At 57.9% G+C, this 18,690-nt stretch carries 14 protein-coding genes; 4 read left to right on the top strand and 10 right to left on the bottom strand.

All coding sequences use genetic code 11. The annotated features are described in order from the left end of the window. Nucleotides 1-39 precede the first annotated feature (39 nt). From ACZ89E_RS06630 to ACZ89E_RS06620, 3 genes are read right to left on the bottom strand one after another with little or no spacing between them, the layout of a single operon-like run. Nucleotides 40-381 carry a cupin domain-containing protein gene (locus ACZ89E_RS06630; RefSeq protein ID WP_149660364.1) on the bottom strand — a complete coding sequence of 114 codons (342 nt, stop codon included), beginning with the start codon at nt 379-381 and terminating at the stop codon, nt 40-42. A gap of 18 nt (nt 382-399) precedes the next feature. Beyond that, nucleotides 400-1,806, bottom strand: a complete 1,407-nt coding sequence (locus ACZ89E_RS06625) for an NAD(P)/FAD-dependent oxidoreductase (protein ID WP_476255160.1) — start codon at nt 1,804-1,806, stop codon at nt 400-402. A gap of 51 nt (nt 1,807-1,857) precedes the next feature. After that, complete coding sequence (locus tag ACZ89E_RS06620; protein WP_476255159.1) at nt 1,858-2,673, bottom strand: helix-turn-helix domain-containing protein; 816 nt, start codon at nt 2,671-2,673, stop codon at nt 1,858-1,860. A gap of 265 nt (nt 2,674-2,938) precedes the next feature. On the opposite strand from ACZ89E_RS06620, the gene ACZ89E_RS06615 reads away from it, so the two are divergent. Continuing rightward, nucleotides 2,939-3,214: a DUF1652 domain-containing protein gene (locus ACZ89E_RS06615; RefSeq protein ID WP_463257418.1), complete on the top strand. Its 276-nt coding sequence runs from the start codon at nt 2,939-2,941 to the stop codon at nt 3,212-3,214. Nucleotides 3,215-3,319: 105 nt separating this feature from the next. Then, nucleotides 3,320-4,545 (top strand): IS3 family transposase gene (locus ACZ89E_RS06610; protein WP_476255158.1). Its coding sequence is split into 2 segments (ribosomal slippage): nt 3,320-3,671 and nt 3,671-4,545, totalling 1,227 coding nucleotides; the frame shifts between segments, so codons are not numbered across the junction. A 53-nt stretch (nt 4,546-4,598) separates the two neighbouring features. Here ACZ89E_RS06610 and ACZ89E_RS06605 read toward each other — a convergent pair. Further along, nucleotides 4,599-7,082, bottom strand: coding sequence for a UvrD-helicase domain-containing protein (locus ACZ89E_RS06605; protein WP_476255157.1), 2,484 nt, complete (start codon nt 7,080-7,082; stop codon nt 4,599-4,601). Nucleotides 7,083-7,361: 279 nt separating this feature from the next. Here ACZ89E_RS06605 and ACZ89E_RS06600 point away from each other — a divergent pair, with 279 nt between their 5' ends. Next, on the top strand, nt 7,362-8,057 hold the full coding sequence (locus ACZ89E_RS06600) for a pirin family protein (RefSeq protein WP_476255156.1): 696 nt from the start codon (nt 7,362-7,364) through the stop codon (nt 8,055-8,057). 209 nt (nt 8,058-8,266) lie between these two features. Here ACZ89E_RS06600 and pgm read toward each other — a convergent pair whose 3' ends face one another. The 4 genes from pgm to ACZ89E_RS06580 form a co-directional block, all read right to left on the bottom strand. Continuing rightward, nucleotides 8,267-9,913, bottom strand: coding sequence for a phosphoglucomutase (alpha-D-glucose-1,6-bisphosphate-dependent) (pgm, locus tag ACZ89E_RS06595; RefSeq protein ID WP_149660359.1), 1,647 nt, complete (start codon nt 9,911-9,913; stop codon nt 8,267-8,269). Nucleotides 9,914-10,022: 109 nt separating this feature from the next. Beyond that, the gene (locus ACZ89E_RS06590; RefSeq protein ID WP_463257421.1) at nt 10,023-11,423 is read right to left on the bottom strand and encodes an aminotransferase-like domain-containing protein; all 1,401 of its coding nucleotides are present in this window, start codon (nt 11,421-11,423) and stop codon (nt 10,023-10,025) included. Between the two features lie 67 nt (nt 11,424-11,490). Beyond that, nucleotides 11,491-12,945, bottom strand: a complete 1,455-nt coding sequence (locus ACZ89E_RS06585; RefSeq protein ID WP_476255155.1) for a hypothetical protein — start codon at nt 12,943-12,945, stop codon at nt 11,491-11,493. Nucleotides 12,946-13,487: 542 nt separating this feature from the next. Next, on the bottom strand, nt 13,488-14,510 hold the full coding sequence (locus tag ACZ89E_RS06580; RefSeq protein WP_149660356.1) for a zinc-dependent alcohol dehydrogenase family protein: 1,023 nt from the start codon (nt 14,508-14,510) through the stop codon (nt 13,488-13,490). Between the two features lie 269 nt (nt 14,511-14,779). On the opposite strand from ACZ89E_RS06580, the gene ACZ89E_RS06575 reads away from it, so the two are divergent. Continuing rightward, the gene (locus ACZ89E_RS06575) at nt 14,780-15,694 is read left to right on the top strand and encodes a LysR family transcriptional regulator (protein ID WP_476255154.1); all 915 of its coding nucleotides are present in this window, start codon (nt 14,780-14,782) and stop codon (nt 15,692-15,694) included. 355 nt (nt 15,695-16,049) lie between these two features. Here the strand turns inward: ACZ89E_RS06575 and ACZ89E_RS06570 are convergent, their stop codons facing one another. Together ACZ89E_RS06570 and ACZ89E_RS06565 are read right to left on the bottom strand one after the other, a co-directional pair. Further along, nucleotides 16,050-17,441, bottom strand: a complete 1,392-nt coding sequence (locus ACZ89E_RS06570) for a hypothetical protein (RefSeq protein WP_476255153.1) — start codon at nt 17,439-17,441, stop codon at nt 16,050-16,052. 368 nt (nt 17,442-17,809) lie between these two features. After that, the gene (locus tag ACZ89E_RS06565) at nt 17,810-18,619 is read right to left on the bottom strand and encodes a TIGR02391 family protein (protein WP_476255152.1); all 810 of its coding nucleotides are present in this window, start codon (nt 18,617-18,619) and stop codon (nt 17,810-17,812) included. Between the last annotated feature and the right edge of the window lie 71 nt (nt 18,620-18,690).

Raw genomic sequence — 18,690 nt, 5'->3', positions numbered from 1 at the left:
TGGGTTTGTTGTTATTGGCAGGCAATCAAAAGATCAAAATCAAAAAATCAGAACGTAGGTCTTGCGCACGGTTTCCTGGATATCCCAGATCCCGAGGCTGTTGGCCGGCAACATCAGTGCATCGCCAGCTTCTATGTGCAGGGTTTCACCGCCGTCGGGGGTGAAGGTGCAACGGCCCTGGATGAAGTGGCAAAACTCCTGGGCCACGATCTGCCGCCGCCAGCGCCCGGGCGTGCATTCCCAGACGCCGGTTTCGACGCCGTCGTCGCGTTCGACGCTGGTGGTTGAGGCCACGGCCACTGGGGTTCCCAAGGGCACAGCGACGGGATTGGAGTCGTCCAGTTTCAGGGTGGCGGTGTTTTTGAACTGCGTAATGCTCATTGGAATACCCATCAATATTTAGTGCATGAAACCTTCCATGAACCCCGCCACACCGCTGGCCAGCTTGCGGCGCCAGGGTGCAGTGGCCGGGTTGGCCAGGGTCTGGTCTTCGTGGACGAAGCTGCGGATGATCGCGTTGTAACCGAGCCAGCGGCAGGGCTCCGGCTCCCAGGTTCTCAACGCATTGAGGCCACCTTGTGGAATCACCCAAGGCTGCCGGACTAACTCGGTATCGCGCTCCAGAATCAGATCGGCCAGGGTGCGCCCGCCCAGATTGCTGGCACCGACACCCTCCCCGCCATAACCACCGGATAAGGCAATGCCATTGGCCCGATCGCAGAGCATGTGCGGCTTGAAGTGCCGGGACATGCCCAGGTTGCCGCCCCAGGCGTGGGTGATGCGCACGTTCTTCAACTGCGGGAACAGCTCGCCAAACAGATAGCGCCGCAGCTCGACTTCGCCAGTCGTGAGATTGAAGTCATGGCGCAATTTGCCGGCGAACTGATAACCACCGCGAGCGCCGAACACCAGGCGATTGTCGACCGTGCGCTGGCCGTAAGTGACCTGGCGACTGGCTTCGCTGAACGCCTGGCCCTGGCTCAGGCCGATTTCGTCCCAAGTGGCGGCGGACAGCGGCTCGGTGGCGACCAGCAGGCTTTGTACGGGTAACTGATAACGCCCCAGGGGCGGCAGCGTGACCGAATAACCTTCCACCGCCGGCACCACCCAGCGACTGCGAACCTGGGCTTGCGCCGTGCGCACGCTGCCGGACTGCCAATGGGTAACCGGGCTGTTCTCGTAGATCTTGACGCCCATGCGCTCTACCGTGCGCGCCAGGCCCCGGACCAATTTGGCCGGGTTGATGGTCGCGACGTGCGGTGCATAGATACCGCCATACGGCTTGGCAACCCTGATCTGTTGCGCCAATTGCTCGGGGCTGAGCCAGCGGTAATCGTTTTCGGTCAGGCCCTGGCTATAGAGTTTGTCCAGGTAGCTGCGCAGGCTGGCTTCCTGCTCGGGATAACGCGCGGCGCAGTAAAGCACTCCACCCTTGCGGTAATCGCAGTCGATGCCTTCGCGTTCGAGGACGATCTCTACTTCATCGGGGATGCTGTGCAACAGATCGAACGAGGCGCGACGCTGTTCAGCCGGCAGATCGGCGAGAAGACGGTCTTCACCCAGCAGATTGCCCATCAACCAGCCACCATTGCGGCCGGAGGCGCCAAACCCGGCGGTTTGCGCCTCGATGATGGCGATGTCCAACCCCGGAGCCAGACGCTTGAGGTAGTAAGCGGTCCACAGCCCGGTGTAGCCCGCGCCGATGATGGTCACGTCGACGTCCAGCTCCTGTTCCAGGGCCGGGCGCGCCTGCAACGGCTCGTCGAGTTGATCCATCCATAAACTGATACCGCGCCACGCCGACATACACCACTCCGCCACTCAACACATCAATGGCGTCGATCCTAGTGCGCGACCTCAGAGACTGTCTTGCGCGCGTGCACGCAAAGAAATTTGTTTGACGTAGGCCTTCGGCGACTGGCCGGTGTGCTGGCGAAAACAGCTATAAAAAGCAGACAGCGAGTTGAAACCGGCAGCAAAGGCCAGTTCATCGACGCGCAGCGGTGGCGTCGCTTTATCCAGCGCGGCGAGCAAATGCTGCAAGCGCGCCTGGTTGACGTAGCGATAAAAGCTTTGCCCCAGCACCTGGTTCAGCAGATAGGAAATCTGATTGCGGCTGTAACCGCACTCCTTCGCCACCCGCTGCAAGTCGAGTTCGGGGTCCAGGTACGGTTGCTGGCGCTGGAAGTACTGCTGCAGGTCTTCGGCCATGAAGCTCAGTTGTCGCGGTGACAAACCGAGCCGACTGGCCGCCGGGCGCAAGTTAGTGGAGGCTTTGTTGGCCGGCTGCTCGCGCACCAGGGAGGCGTATTCGTTGACGCGCCAGATCAAACCGTCACGCACGGTGATTGCTTCGCTGGAGCGGAACGACACCAACCCCTCGGTGCCGCGCAACGTCATCTGGTATTGAATGAATGCCGTATTGCCGTCCAGTCGGATTCGGTCCGAGTGCTCCAGCGCTTCGCCAGGATTGCGCGGCATGCTGTCACGCACGTACTCGCGCAACTCATCCAGCCCCATCACCCGGTTCTGGAAAAAGTCGCTGTACTGGATGTCCGGGTGATAAAGGGCCATGACGCCGTCCAGGTCCCGGTGTTTCCAGCACAGGTGGTAGCGCATGACCGTTTCGCCCGTGGCCTGGGTTTGCAGCGGGCCATCATCATCGGCGTGCATAAAGGGCTCGGCGAAAAAAAACCGAGCTTGCCCAAGTTCCGCGCCGGCTTCAATGGCCAATCGGTACTGGCGTTTTGGCGATAACGGGGCGTGACGTGACCCATATCAAAAAAAATTGAACCAATCGCCAAACGGACTGAAAAAATCCACATGGTTTTCACATCTGGATGCTACTTTTAAAGGCATCCACCGGTTGAACCAATGAAGGTTCTACCCCTCCTCACATGAGCAAAAGGAAGCGCTCGATGACTAAGGCGGGCAACACATGAACAAAGGGATATTCAGCAAGGTCACTTTTCCCAACGCCTGCCAGCTGATGCGCTGGCATTTTCATCCCATGGGTTTCGAGGCGAGCATGGACGCGCCGGGCAGCATGATTGCCCGTCTGTTTGACCGTGCCAGTGGCGAAACCATGATCGCCATCGCCGGCATTCCCTGCGCGACCGTGATGAATGCGGCAGATGTAGAACGAATAATCGAAGCGGTGGAGGATGAGTTGGAAGCGTTCATTCCGCCGGTTTCACTCAGGAGTTATGCCTGAGGTCTTGCCGCACAGTAAAAAGCCCACAGGATGTGGGCTTTTTTGTGGGTGATGTTCCGTCCTGAATAAGGTTTACACCTTCTGACTTCTCATCAGGAAGGTGCAATGGATACGGGCATAAAACGCAGTCAACGCGATTACACGCTGACTTTTAAATTGTCGGTTGTCGATCAGGTCGAAAAAGGCGAGTTGAGTTATAAAGAGGCTCAACGGCGCTACGGGATTCAGGGTCGGTCGACGGTGTTGGTCTGGCTACGCAAGCATGGTCGACAGGACTGGAGCCAAGGCGCTTCCATTCGCTCCCAGAGGGTCCGACCGATGGACGAGCCTACTTTGCCATTAACTCCCGAGCAGAGAATTAAGGAGCTTGAGGAGCAGTTGGCGCTGGCGAATCAGAAAGCCAAATTCTTTGAAGACGTGGTCGATGTCCTGAAGAACGACTACGGCGTATCCGTTGTAAAAAAGCGGCCCGGCAAGTCGTTGCGCAAACCCAAACCCTGAGTGTCAGCAGGGCTTGCCAGTTTATGGGGATCAGTCGCCAAGCCTTTTACAAACGCGAACGGGTCTATCGAGCTCGGCTCGAGCAGGATCAGAAACTCATGCAGTTTGTGCAGGAGATCCGCGTACGCCAACCCTGCTTAGGCACACGCAAACTGCACTCATTGATGCATGAAAAGCGTGATAAGCCAGAGCTGCACGTTGGCCGGGATCGTTTGTTTGAGGTTTTACGCGAACATCGGCAGTTGGTTCGCAGGAAACGGGCCTACCACAAGACGACCGACAGCCATCATCACTTTCACTGCCATCCCAATCTACTGAAGCCTGGCCCGCAGCAAGTCGCCGCATCCGGTCCGGAACAGGTCTGGGTGGCGGATATTACTTACCTCTCCACCCAACGCGATGATCCGGTCTACCTAAGCCTGGTGACGGATGATTTCTCGAGAAAAATTGTCGGTTATCACGTGCACGGCAGCCTGCATGCCGACTCGGTAGCCCAGGCCTTGCGCATGGCGCTGAAGACGCGTCGAACACGGCAGAAACTGGTCCATCACTCGGATCGAGGTGTGCAGTATTGCTCAGGGCTTTACCAAAAGATCCATGCCAAACACGGCATTACATGCTCGATGACCGATGGTTACGATTGCTATCAAAACGCCAAGGCAGAGCGGGTTAACGGCATCTTGAAAACCGAACTCTTGCTCCACCGTCCGAAAGACTTGGCACAAGCGGAGCAGATGGTGCGGGAGGCAATACTGATCTACAACCAGGAACGCCCACACCTGTCCTTGAAATACAAAACGCCCGATGCGGTGCATCGGGCGTTAGGGTGAAATAGGTGTAAACCTATTTCAGGACTAGACATGAAAAGATTGTGCGGTAGCGCCTACGGGACTGTCGCCGCTTTCTGACCTTGTCGATGATCTGCAAAGAACGCCTTGCCCTGACCCACCTTGTCAGACGCTTTGGGCAGATTGACGGCCTGGTTATCCTGACCATCGACGTACCAATAACAATGACTCACCGCCCGGGTAATACCGACATAAGCCAGCCGCAGAATCTCGTCTTTCTGCGCGCTGTCATACGGCTCGCTATCGCCAGCTTTCCCAAGCCCGGCCATGCGATACACCTGGTTCTTGTACGGCGAACTGGTGAGATGCTGGCAATCACCCAACAGGAATACCGCGTCGGCTTGCAAGCCTTTGGCGCTGTGATAAGTCAGTTGTTTAAGCCGTCGCGCTTCGTACGGCAAGCTAGAATCAACATTAACTACAGACTGAATATGCTGCTCAATCAATAACTTATCGCTGCTTTTTCGATAAAGCATCAAGATTGAATCGCCCTTTCTATAGTGCTCCATCAGCCGCTGCGCCATGCCCTGATCATCGCGATCCAGTACGTTGACTGGCTGCAGTGGCTTGGGCTCCCCGCTGGCCTTGGCCTTCTTGCCCGGGATGGCCGGCGCGGCGCGCACGATGTGTTCGGCCGCATCGATGATGTGCTGGTGGCTGCGGTAGTTGTCGCTGAGCATCACCCGGGTCGTGCTCGGCGACGGGAATTCCTTGTTGAACTCCATGAAATACGTCGGCGAGCTACCGCGCCAGCCATAAATCGACTGCCAATCATCGCCCACGCAGAGCAGCGAGGACCGCTGCGCGCCGCGCCCGACATGCATCGCCGGGCCGCGACTGCGGATCTCTGCCAGGCTGGCGCGAATCCACGATACGATCTGCGGCGATACGTCCTGAAACTCATCGATCATCAGGTGTGAAAGCGGCCTGAGCAGCTCATCGCTCAACAGCTTGAGATTCTCCGGCGAGTGTTCGCTGAACAGGGCGAACATACGGTTGTAAGTCATCACGGGCGGCTTTTGATCGAGCAAGTGATCTTCCAGTGCATGCCAGAACAGGCTCAGTGCCTCGAAGAAAAACCGGTCAGGGTCGTCCTTGGCAAAATTCATCCGGCCCACGGCGTCCGGAACGTCGAGGCCCAGATTCTCGATAAACCCGGCGGCGGCGACAAAACTGTCCAGTAACGGGGCGGACGCCAGTTCACCCTTGACCTTGTAATCGAAACCTGGCCCGGCGCTGGCATCCCCTGCCAGCGAGGCCAAAACACGTTTTGACGAATCGTAACTATCCAGCCATATCAATGGCTTACGACAGAAAGCTTGAAACAGGGTGCGTTTGACCGCCCATTCGGCGCGAACCGTCAGCTTGGCATTCGGGCGGCTGACCTGGGGGGTTTCCCGAGGATCGAAACCCAGCACCACCCAAGCATCCAGAGACGGAATATAGCCATGACAATGGAATGTCGAACCGTTGATATCGAACGTCTGGCGGTTGGGCTCGATGCCCTTGATCGGCCAGGCACCGGCGCGAAACCACAGGTCCTCTATCGTGTCGCAGAGCTCTTCGTCGCGCTTGGCCGCCAGTTCCGTCACGGCCATGCGTTTCTGCACATCCGGGTGATCGCGCTCCAGCTCCTTGAGCTGCAACGCGTGGCGGGACAACGGCTGGATCAGTTCGCGGAATCGCTCATTGCGGGTAAACAGGCTGTGGTAACAGGCGTTGAGTTGCTGGCGTTGGGCGTCGTTGATGCGCAGATCGAACGGATTGCTGTCGGCCTCGTCGTCGCCGTTTTGCGCACGATGGCTGAGGTTTTCGAAGGCTTGCAGGCGTTCGAACCCCGGCAAGCTGCGGACCATCGGCAAAATCCGCGAATGGAAGGTGCGCACCAAGTCCCGCGCCTCTTTGAGGCTGAGCGCCCGGCCCCACAGCGCAAACAGTTCGATCAGTTTATTAATGAAGTCTTTACGCGACTCCCGGGTGAAGGTCACCACGGTCATTGAGCCGAGTTCGAAGCCCAGGTAGTGGGTCAGCAACAGAATGCGCAGCACCAGCGTCGTCGACTTGCCCGCGCCTGCACCGGCGATCACCGAGGTGGATGGGGTATCGCTGAAGATCATCTTCCATTGCGCGAGGCTGGGCTGTGCCTGCGCTGGCAGCCAGCGCGCAACGTCGGCCTTCATGCGTTTCTTGATCTCGGCCGTTAATGGCAGGCGCCAATCGTCGAACAGGTTGTCATCGACATTCGGTGGCCGATGCTCGGTGGAGCGCGAATCGCGGATCAGCAGCACCTGACGGCCTTCTTCCAACCCCTCAGCCTTGCCCTCCTTGAACCCGTAATCCACCCCGGCGCTGTGCCCGCTGCGGAAGCCATCGGCTTGCCCGTGCAGCCATGAAGCACGGTGTTGCGCGCGCATTTGGGTCAAGCCATAGCCAAAAAACCGCGCGGCCAGGCGCTTGAGCAACGGCATCTCGGCCAGAGGACGAAGTTCGGGGGGAAGATCGGGGGTGTGTTGCGGCACGCGGACGGACTCCAGGGTGTGAGGCTGTTGGGGGCTATGGTGTCTGCATTTGCCGTTGAGTTCTAGTGAAATGCTTACAGGTCATTGGCTTAAGCGATGAAGTGAAGGCTGGATGAGAATGTTTCGAGGTTATTTAGCATCAACTAAATCGATTGTTTTGAGGCACTTTTTACGCTTTTTATCGATTATCGCCTGATAGATGATGCACGCCATCAACCACCGGTTCTTGTTTCGTGGTCCAGGCGCACTGCCCCATGACGAACCTTTCAGGAGACGATCATGCTTGAACTCAGACCTTTCAACACCTTGGGCGGCGCCCACCATGGCTGGTTGGATGCCCATCACCATTTTTCGTTCGCCGAGTACCACGACCCCAAACGCATGAACTGGGGCAACCTGCGGGTCTGGAACGACGATGTGATCGCTCCCGGCACCGGCTTCCCCCAACATCCGCACCGCGACATGGAAATCATCACTTATGTGCGTGAAGGTGCGATTACCCACCAGGACAACCTCGGCAACAAGGGCCGCACCGAAGCGGGCGACGTGCAAGTCATGAGCGCCGGCACCGGGATTGCCCACAGCGAATACAACCTGGAAGCCACCGAAACCCGGATCTTCCAGATCTGGATCATCCCCAACGAGGCCGGTTCGGCGCCGTCGTGGGGCGCCAAGCCTTTCCCCAAAGGCCAGCGCGAAGGTTTCGTGACCCTGGCCAGTGGCAAGTCCGGTGACGATCAGAGCCTGCGGATTCGCGCTGATGCGCGGTTGGTGGCGGCTAATCTGAAAGCCGGGGAATCGGCGGAGTATCGTCTGGACAATGGGCGCCGTGCTTATCTGGTTCCGGCTACGGGTGTGATTGAAGTCAACGGCTTGCGGGCCCAAGCTCGAGACGGTGTCGCGGTTGCCGATGAGCAGGTGTTGCGAGTGACGGCGATTGAGGACAGTGAAATCGTGTTGGTGGATCTGGCTTGATCGAGTAAATCGCAGACAAAAAAGGGGCGACCGTAATGGTCGCCCCTTTTCTATGTGTGTATTGCATGTGGCGAGGGGGCTTGCCCCCGTTCGGCTGCGCAGCAGTCGCAAACCGGTGAATGCGGACGATCTGAAATAACGCATTCGCCTGTTTTGGGGTTGCTTCGCAACCCAACGGGGGCAAGCCCCCTCGCCACAGGGTTCCTCAATCACTTCGCCGAGATTGCGCCATCCACCAGCGTCTGGGCCTCAGCCACCAACTGCTTGAGGTGTTCGTCGCTGACAAAGCTTTCCGCGTAGATCTTGTAGATGTCTTCGGTACCCGACGGACGCGCCGCGAACCAGCCGTTCTCGGTCATGACTTTCAAGCCGCCGATGGCCTGGTCGTTGCCCGGCGCATGGCTGAGGATGCTCTGGATCGCTTCGCCGGCCAGTTGGGTCGAGGTGACTTGATCCGGGGACAGTTTGCTCAGCAGCGCTTTCTGCTCAGGATTGGCCTTGGCATCGACCCGCACCGAGAACGGTTCGCCCAGTTCATCGGTCAGGGCGCGGTAGGCCTGGCTTGGGTCGCGACCGGTGCGCGCGGTCATTTCTGCCGCCAGCAGGGCCGGGATCAGGCCATCCTTGTCGGTGCTCCAGACGCCGCCATCCTTGCGCAGGAACGAGGCACCGGCGCTCTCTTCGCCACCGAAGCCCAGGGAGCCGTCGAACAAGCCATCGGCAAACCATTTGAAGCCGACCGGCACTTCGTACAGGCGACGACCCAGGCGCTTGGCCACACGATCGATCAGGCCGCTACTGACCACGGTTTTACCCACGGCGGCATCGGCACGCCACTGTGGACGGTTCTGGAACAGGTAGTCGATGGACACGGCGAGGTAGTTGTTCGGTGCCAACAGGCCACCGGACGGGGTGACGATGCCATGACGGTCATGATCCGGGTCACAGCCGAAGGCCACGTCGAAGCGATCTTTCAGACCGATCAAACCTTGCATGGCGTGGGTGGACGATGGGTCCATACGGATCTGCCCGTCCCAATCGACGGTCATGAAACGGAACGTCGGATCGACCTGGGTGTTGACCACTTCCAGATCGAGGCGGTAATGCTCGGCAATCGCCGACCAGTAACGCACCCCTGCTCCGCCCAGCGGATCGACACCCAGATGCAGCTTGGCATCGCGAATGGCGTCGAAGTCGATCACGTTGATCAGATCGGCGACATAGGTATTGAGGTAGTCGTGACGATGGGTGGTGCTGGCCTTCAACGCCTGTTCGTAGCTGATGCGCTTGACGCCGGCCAGTTTGTTGCCGAGCAACTCGTTGGCCTTGGCTTCGATCCACTTGGTGATATGGGTATCGGCCGGGCCGCCGTTGGTAGGGTTGTATTTGTAGCCGCCGCTTTGTGGCGGGTTATGGGATGGCGTAATGACGATACCGTCCGCCAGGCCCGAGGTACGGCCGCGGTTGTAGCAGAGAATCGCATGGGAAATGGCCGGGGTCGGCGTGTACTCGTCGCCTTCGGCGATCATCACGGTGACGCCGTTGGCCGCCAGCACTTCGAGGGCGCTCGCACCGGCCGGCGTCGACAGCGCATGGGTGTCGATACCGACAAACAGTGGGCCATCGATGCCCTGGGCCTCACGGTACAGGCAGATAGCCTGGCTGATCGCCAGAACGTGCCATTCGTTGAAACTCAAGTCGAACGAGCTGCCTCGGTGACCGGACGTGCCGAAGGCTACGCGCTGGGTAGAGATGGCGGCATCAGGCTGGCCGGTGTAGTAGGCCGTAACCAGTCGCGGGATGTCGACCAACAATTCTGCCGGTGCCGGTTTGCCCGCAAAAGGACTGATTGTCATGCAAAACCTCTAGATAGAGTGGCTCAGGAATTGGAACGCAGTTTACTGGCAGTTTGACCGCAACGCGATGGTAACGATCCGAGCCATGGACGACGTTTTTTAACCTGGCTCAATCGACCGACTCCAGACGCAACGCATCCCCCAGCAAACCCAGGGCGGTTCCCAGATCATGATCACCACTAAACGTATGGCTCAGGCGCAAGTGCTGACCATACAGGCCTTGCAGGCTGAACAACTCTCCCGGCGCAATCACCACCTGCTGCTTGAGCAAGCGCTGGAACACCCGGCGCACATCGACCTGGCGCAACGAGCGCGCCCAGATCGTCGCCCCACCCTGCGGCTCCACCAGTTGCAAGGCATCGCCCAGGCGCTCGTGCAAGAGTTGGGTCATCTGCACCTGGCGCTCCTTGAGCAAGCGCCTCAGCACTTGCAGATGCTGATCGATACGTCCACTGCTGTACAGGCGTGCGATGGCCTTCTGGCGGATCGGCGACAAGCGAAAAGCGCGCAGCAAAAAATGCCGCTGCAATTCATTCCCCAGGAGCCGCGAGAGCAGATAGCCATAAGGCGCTTCGGGGCCGATGAGTTTCTCGAAGGAAGAAAACACGATCAGTCGGTCAGGATCCAGAAGGTCGCGAAATCTCGGGCCGTCGGACTCGAAACCGAGTTCACCGTAACAGTCGTTTTCCAGCACCCAGCTGCCATGCTGCGCCAACAGGTCGGCGATGGACTGGCGATTGTCGTCGGGAATCTGGCTGCCTCGGGGCATGCTCATCCCGGACGACAGCACGACCAGCCGCACCGGGCGGGCCTCCAGCACTTCCTTGAGTTGCTCCAGGTCCAGTGAGCCGCAGGCTCGCAACGGCAACTCGACCACCCGTACACCCGCCGCCTCGAACAACCGCAGGATGACCCAATCGCACGGCGACTCGATTACCACGGTCGCATCCTTGAGTCGCAGGACCGCGATCAGTATTTCCAGAACCCCACGCAGGTCGGCGCCGATGTACACCTCATCGGCATGCCAGCAACGCGCCGGCGACGTGGTGTAGCGCGCCGCGAGGGCCGTGCGCAGTTCCAGCTCGCCGCAGGGTTGCGCAGCCGATGCCGGTTGACGCGGATATTGACGCAGCAGCTCGCGCTCCAACATCAGCAAAGGGCTGTCCAGTGGCTGCAACAAGGCCGGCTCGTCGGTGCTCAACACCAGCATTTCCGGACGCCGGGCATTGGCATAAACGCACTCAAGCAGATCATTACCGCTGGTCTGCGGGCCAATGGCGGTGACCGGCAGGGAGTAATAGCCGGACTTGGCCACCGAGTAGACCCGGCCCTCCTTCTCTAGCAGCGAATACGCGTACTGGATGGTCGAGATCGACACATTAAGGCGCACCGCCAACTGCCTCAACGAGGGCAGACGGATGGGCGTACCGCCATCCGACTTATGGGTCAAGTGCGTCAAGTACCGGTAAACCGCCTGGTAAGCAAAATCGGTTTCTCTGGGTCCTTTCATCGGTAATGGCCAGGCACGGTGCGAGCAGGTGCATGAGCGGTTGTGGATCGCGGCAGCCCTTGCACCGTCAATGCCCCGCGGACAGTTCGCCAACCACGGCAGCGTCATCGTTGCGCGGTTCTTCGACGCCGTTGTCGGCCTCAACCACCACCGGCTTCATGCGATACAACGTGCCGATCAGGCTGACCGGCAAGCCGCTGACATCGACCATCCACTGCACCACTTGTTCCGGCACCTGATAACCCTGCATCGCCTTGTGCAATTCCGGCATTGCCACCAGCATGCCGGGGTGGCAACTGCGCAGGAAGTGCTCCAGCCCCGCGCCACGGTCGATGAACGGCGAAAACAGCAGGCATACCAGCTGGGCCTCGGTCAGTCCGAGGGTTTTGTGCGCCTCGGCCGTCGCCAGCAGGCGCTGTTCGGCCTCGGTGGCCGGGTTACCGAATGCCTCCAGGGCCAGCTCGCAAATACGTTCCGGCACCTGCTTGCGACGCATCATCACCAAAGCGCGCTGCAAATATTCGGCGACCCCGGTTTCGTAGCTTCGGCCCGACACAAAGCACGCTTGCAGCCCCCGCAAGTGCGCCGCAATCCCAGGGCTGACATAGTCGTTGTCGCTCAGGTGCGCCGCCATTTCGTCGGGGCGGACACCCAGGAATTCGGTGAGCAGAGGCCAGCGTTCTTCCAGTTTGCCGACGACCATGTCGTGAATATCGAGACTAGTGGTCCGGCGGCAGGCTTCAAATCGGCCCGCCGGGCGCCAGGTTGCGTACCCATGGCCGAAATAGAACTCGCGGTAATAGTCGCTGCCCAGCTCATCAAGCATGGCAAACAACACCTCGAAGCCAGCGGATGTGCAGTTCAGGGTCCCGAGGCCGGCCTTTTGCGCCGCACGCTTCAATCCTTCGAGAAACTGTCTCTGCTGGCGAGGCGTTTCGCTGCTGATCAAGGCATCGACGCCGCTGTCCCAGCGCGCAATTTGCCCGTAGAACTCGCCAGTGGTCAGGTAGCCGTCATCCCATAGGTCGAGCGGACCGTCACAGGTCCGGCAATGGCCGACCATCAATTGATTGAGCCGATTCGACTCGCGCCCGGCCTCGGAGATGGGGGCCAAGTGGTCGAATGGCAGGACTTCACGGTTATCCACCATCAACAATTCGACCCGAGGATCGTCATAGAGGAACAATGCCGCGTTGCTGCGGTGGATATTGTCCAGCGCCGTCGAGCCGGTCCCGTTCAGGCGCAAGGTCGCCACCCGCAACTGGAAGGTCGCCGGTGCACGGCTGGCGATACTCAGTTGTGCGGCACGCAGCAATGCCAGGGTGTAGCAACTGTCCAGTGTCCCGGACTGAATCGACATCACCTTGAAATCGCCAATTCGCTCCATCCCCCCGGCGGCCACCACCAGGCGCTGAATCATAAGCTGCAATGCAGTGCGCTCGGCGCGAGAGAAAAAACTCAGCAGCCTTTGCAGTACTTGCTGATAAACATAGTTCATTGCCTGATCGTGGATTGTAGTCATCAGTGTTTTACCTGGTATTCGGAAGTTCAATGTCACGCAAACAGTGATAAACACTGCGCGACCGATTCTCGGTGATGAAGTGCAGCAATCCTTTCATAAAATGCTAGCACTCGAATGTGAGTAATTATTTGAAATGGTTTGTACTCTGCCTATACCCAGGCGACAGCCACCTCCTCGCAAAGCCCCAGCGGGCAAGGTCCTTGAGATTTAAACTGACCTCCTAGGAAACTTCCGACAACGTCCCACAGACATTGAGTACAAAAAATAGAGAAAGAAGTTACTGATATATTTTTGATAGTTGCCCACTGCAACACCGGCCCATCGCCTGCAACCAATATGCACGAATTAATATCAATCGAACGCCCACCCATGACTCGTTCCTTGAGATGAAAGTAATCATTCAATTATCAGGGCTTATATGATGATTAGAAGATACAGATCGAAAGCAAAAACCGGTTCAGTTGCTCAAATGCACCGTTCAGAAACGACGATGCCCTCGGCGCGGGGAGCACCGAGGGCATCGGGGGACTGCTTGAAGGGTGTTACGCGGGCTCGACCTGAAGGGCGACCCGTTCGCGGCATGGGCATTCGTCCATGTAGCGGTGGGCTTCGACAAACTCGGCAAACGGGAAGACCCGAGTCTTGAGCGGCAACAGCACGCGGTCGGCGGTCAACTGGTTGATATCGCGCAACGCTCGTTGCAACGCCACCTGATCCTGAACAATGCCCAACTCCGGCTTACCGGTGAAGTTGCCGATGCAGTGTACGAAGAACTGAATGTTCTTCTGGAACGCCGCACAGGCCGGGAATGGCGTCTGGTTGCCCCCTTGCAGGCCATAAAGCACCAGGCTGCCACGGGGTGCGAGCACGTCACCGAGTAGCGACATCTGTGGCCCGCCGAGGCCGTCGAATACCACATCGACCCCGCGGTTGTCCGTGATTTTGTTGATTTGCATAAGCAGATCCTGTTCTTCGGTGACGATGACTTTCTCGGCACCGAGGGACAGCAGGTTTTCACGTTCTTCCGCGGTCTTGGTCGCGGCAATCACCCGTATACCCAGGGCTTTGCCCAGTTGCACGAAGGAAGGCCCTGCGCAATGGCTTGCGTCGGTCACCAGGGCGAATTGCCCCGGCTTGACTCGCGCCAGGTCGACGTAGGCAAAGTAGGCGATCAACAGCGGCGTGTAATGCACGCTGGCTTCGATCGGGCTGAGCACGTCCGGGTAGCGGGTCAGTGCCGAGCGCGGCAGGACAATCTGTTCGCCGTAGACCGGATAATCGTTAGGGCTTTCGGCCGGGAAGCTGGCGACCTTGTCACCTACTGCCAGATCGTCGACACCATCGCCAATCGCCGTCACGACGCCGGCCATTTCATGGCCAAGGCCTGAAGGTAGACGAGCGTGGGACGACGCCAGGTTCTGGCGCCAGAGAATGTCGTACCAGCTAATGCCGATTGCTTCGACGCGCACCTGCACTTCACCTGGTGCAGGCAGAGCGGCCGCATGCTCTTCGCATTTGAGCACCTCGGCTGGACCAAACTTGTGAAAACGGATCGTGCGGGACATCGCAAACCTCGTCAAAGTAACCTCTAATGCCCTGAACTCTATCTGGGCTTTCTACCCAAGACCATCAGTGGCTATTAATAGTCGACATGCCTGTCATTGATTCCGCAGCGCCGGCGACATCATCAGATGCCGTAAAAACCGAAGCAGCCATTTAAGTAAAAAGTGAATTACACGGTGCAGAGTAGCAGCCTTTGCCCGTAAGATTCATGCCGGCCATTGTTCTCATATGGCCGCTCACGTCAAGTTTGCTGACTCTGCCAGGACTCCAGATGAATCGTAATGACCTGCGTCGTGTCGACCTGAACCTGTTGATCGTATTCGAAACACTGATGCACGAACGCAGCGTGACCCGCGCGGCGGAAAAACTGTTCCTTGGCCAGCCGGCCATCAGCGCGGCGTTGTCGCGCCTGCGCGGGCTGTTCGACGATCCGTTGTTCGTGCGCACCGGCCGCAGCATGGAGCCTTCCGCCCGGGCGGTGGAAATCTTCGCCCTGCTCTCCCCGGCCCTGGACTCGATTTCCACAGCGGTCAGCCGTGCGGCGGAATTCGACCCGGCCACCAGCACTGCGGTATTTCGTATCGGTCTGTCGGACGACGTCGAATTCGCCTTGCTGCCGATGCTGCTCAAACGCCTGCGCGCCGAATCACCGGGCATCGTCCTGGTGGTACGTCGGGCCAACTACATCCTGATGCCGAGCCTGCTGGCCTCCGGCGAGATCTCGATCGGCGTCAGCTACACCGCCGATTTGCCGGCCAACGCCAAGCGCAAAGTGCTTCGCCGCAGCATGCCGAAGCTGTTGCGGGCCGATACCGTGCCGGGGCCGCTGAGCCTGGATGACTTCTGTGCGCGTCCCCATGCGCTGGTGTCGTTCGCTGGCGATTTGAGCGGCTTTATAGATGAAGAACTCGAAAAACTCGGGCGCAAACGCCATGTTGTCCTGGCAGTGCCGCAGTTCAACGGGCTGAGCACCCTCATCAGCGGGACCGATATTGTCGCCACCGTGCCGGACTACACCGCTGAAGCCTTGACCGCAGCAGGCGGCGTGCGAGCGGAAGATCCGCCGTTGCCAGTGCGCACTTTTGAATTGCACATGGCCTGGCGCGGGTCGCAGGACAATGATCCGGGGGAGCGTTGGTTGCGGTCCAGGATTCAGATGTTTTTTGGCGATCCTGAGAGTCTATAGAAGCCGTCTGGCGGGCTGTTTATCTGATCATTTCTGCGTTCTCATAGAACATGGAGATCCATACACTTCCAGTGGATTGCTACGTTGGGGGCACATCGAGGGGCATTCTTTGGGTAGCTTGAAAAGGATGCCCCCAGGCTGAGGCTCGACAGCACACTCCTAGAAAGACTCGCATGCAGCTGGTACCAAATCGCCGCCGAGCGCTACGCAAGGAGTACATTTCCCCCTGCAATAGTTGCCATACGTTCCGCTTGTGACGTGCCGCCCCGGGGCGAAGCAGCCTGCGCTCTACGTATTTGCAGATATCCACCCCAGCCTGCCACGTGCGCTCGGCGGCAATCGCCAAACCAGGTTATCAGGATCTGAGGTCGGTGGTGTTAATCACTGCAGTAGTCACCGGTTTTGTTGCTGTCGCGATGCCCAATCCATCGCCAAAGAGTTGTTGTAGCGTGTCCTCGTCCATAGTCCCTGCATCTAGGTGCCGAATTGCTTCAGCCATCACTGCTGACTTAGCGAGAATTAGGTAGCCCATCGATCTCTCGGCCATCCCATGCCTCGTAGAGCTGTCCTCAACGATAGCCAGCTTCAAGGCATCAATTACAGGAGGTGGCAACTCGAGCGGCCCCTCAACCGCCATTTTGATCCCTCGGTTGAGCAGGTTCAAAATCCGCTGCCCCTGCTCATCAATGATCATTCGAACGTGGTGAAGGCGCTCAGCGGTATTCATCTCTTGCGCTGCCAACAGTCGCGGAAGTAAGTCTCCGACAAGGCGAGCCATGTGTATATCCCGGTGCTCACGCAAGATCTCTGTTACAGGATTGGGCTTTTCCTGGTTTACCATTTGCTGCAGGTACTTTCGACCGTCCTCACATGGTGGGACGTTCAACGGCGAGCCGCCATGTATTTCAAGCACATCCTTATTGAGCCCAGGCCGCTGCGCTAATGGATCTATCAAGATTGTAATGCGTTTTTCGGCACCTGGAGGTGATACGCCTAGATCTACGGCAAGGCAAAGGTGTTTGAAGAGCGTGATGAGGCCAGTAGCCTGTCCCGTTGCTCCCGATATCTCAATCACGATTGAATGAACGTGTGGGAACGAGCTATCGGAAGGCACCGTAACGCGGGATGGATCTACCCACCAAACCCGATCACCTATCAACTCTTCGCCGAGGATGCATTTTTTGATTGAGGACAGTGCACCATGACGCGACACATCTGGAAAGTAATGCGATAGGAGAGTGAGCGCCACGTAGGCCAAAGCACATCGAAACTCATCGGAACCAAACTCTAAGCGCTGGTTCATTGCCGTCGGGAAATACTCAGTCCGAGACTCACCCGTGACGGCAGATAGGAATTCAAAGCCTTTCTTCTTCTGCTCCGTGATCCACCTATCTCGCTGTGGGATAGAGGCAAATGCCAAGACAGCTTCCTTACCCAAAATCGCTGGCGTCTGACTCAAAGGAGGTGGTGGAGCGACCTCGATGTTGTCATGTAGTGCCTGGAACCGCTGCCCATTTGGCTGAGCTATCTGATGTGGCTGAGGGGCATCGTAGTGATCGGATCGAACCCCTAGCGAGGCATTGAAATAGCTCAGCGCCTTCATCAACTCCTTTACGTGGTGGCCGAGACCTTCGTTGTGGTCTTCGCAGTAAATCCCTTTGTTCTTCCTCCGTCCTCCGAATGCGGCGGGGAACACGTGCTCTCGCGATCCCGCCGGGTTACCGCACATGATGCAGTCCAGTGCCATAGCTACGTATCTCATGTGGTTACGTACTGCGAAACTATACGAATTTCACCTAGGAATCCATTTGCAACAAGTAGATTTTCGACCTACTGACCACGCTTTGTTTGAAGTCATCGGCAGGCGCTAAAGCGGCAGACAGCAGACCGCAATGTGCAGTATTTGCACATTGCTGAGCTAATTACTCAAGATCGCATTCGGTTGCCAATGCAGAAGGCTAGTGAGATCGAGCCGTTAGCTGTTGCCGCATACATGGTGCGCAAGACGTATTTACCATGCGCTTACCAATGAAATAGACCGGCATCGCATTTTTCTCGATAGAGGTGAGTCGGGACGAAGGCGCTGAAGAAATCCGCTGGCTCACCCTACTGAACCTAAGGGTTTATCTTTCGGGTGACATCAAGCTTACGATGCATCAGCGATACCATCGTGAGAATGTCGAGGGCGTCCTGCTCGGACATAGGCCAATCTATCTTCGTCGCATGCGCCAAAGGATTGCGGACGGCGCCGAACAGTCCGATTAGCAGATTCGCAAATCCCTTCTGCTCACTTTTCTCAGACTCGGTGGCCAGGGGGCCCAAGGCAAGCATTGGGCTTTGCCCAAGGAAAGCCTTTGTCACCAAATCGGCGCCATCACCATTCAAGCCCGAAAGATTTCGGATTCGTGCCGCAATCCCCTTTTTAGCCTCAAATACGGCGTGGAAGTAATTCTCGCTCAACAGTTCTGCCCTACAATATTTCAAAACCTCCTCATGTACTGCTCGGGCTTCTAGCGAAGCTTTGAGCCGGCCTACACGGGCACGGGCCACATCCAGTGTGGTTGCCTTGTCCGCACGCCCGACCTTTCCATCATCGCGCACATAGAATCCCGAGAATGCTAGGACAACGTTGAGCTCATCCCTGCGCCAAATAAAGGCCTCACGATCCCGGGCGTAGCTCACAGGATTCATAGCGCTGTTGATGAAAAGAATGAGATGATTCCCGACCTGATGCTGGTTTTGCATTTGTGCCAAAGCGTTGAACAAGCGCTTCCACTTGGTGTTGTTGGCGTCGGCGTCCGGAACGCGAATGTCTTGGAGGAGATATCCAATTTGAGTGCCGCTCAAGCCACGTTCCGTATCAGCCAGAACATGACATGCAGCTTCTAGGTGTTGCGAACTAAAAGGTGGGATGCGGGTACTCAAAGCCAATCTCCATCGGTAAACACTAGAGTGCCGCTCGAGCAGCTGGGAAAAATAGCCCATAGGCCAATGTG

The sequence above is a fragment of the Pseudomonas sp. TE3899 genome (genome assembly GCF_056279105.1).
This window is presented reverse-complemented; position numbering and strand designations above follow the sequence as displayed.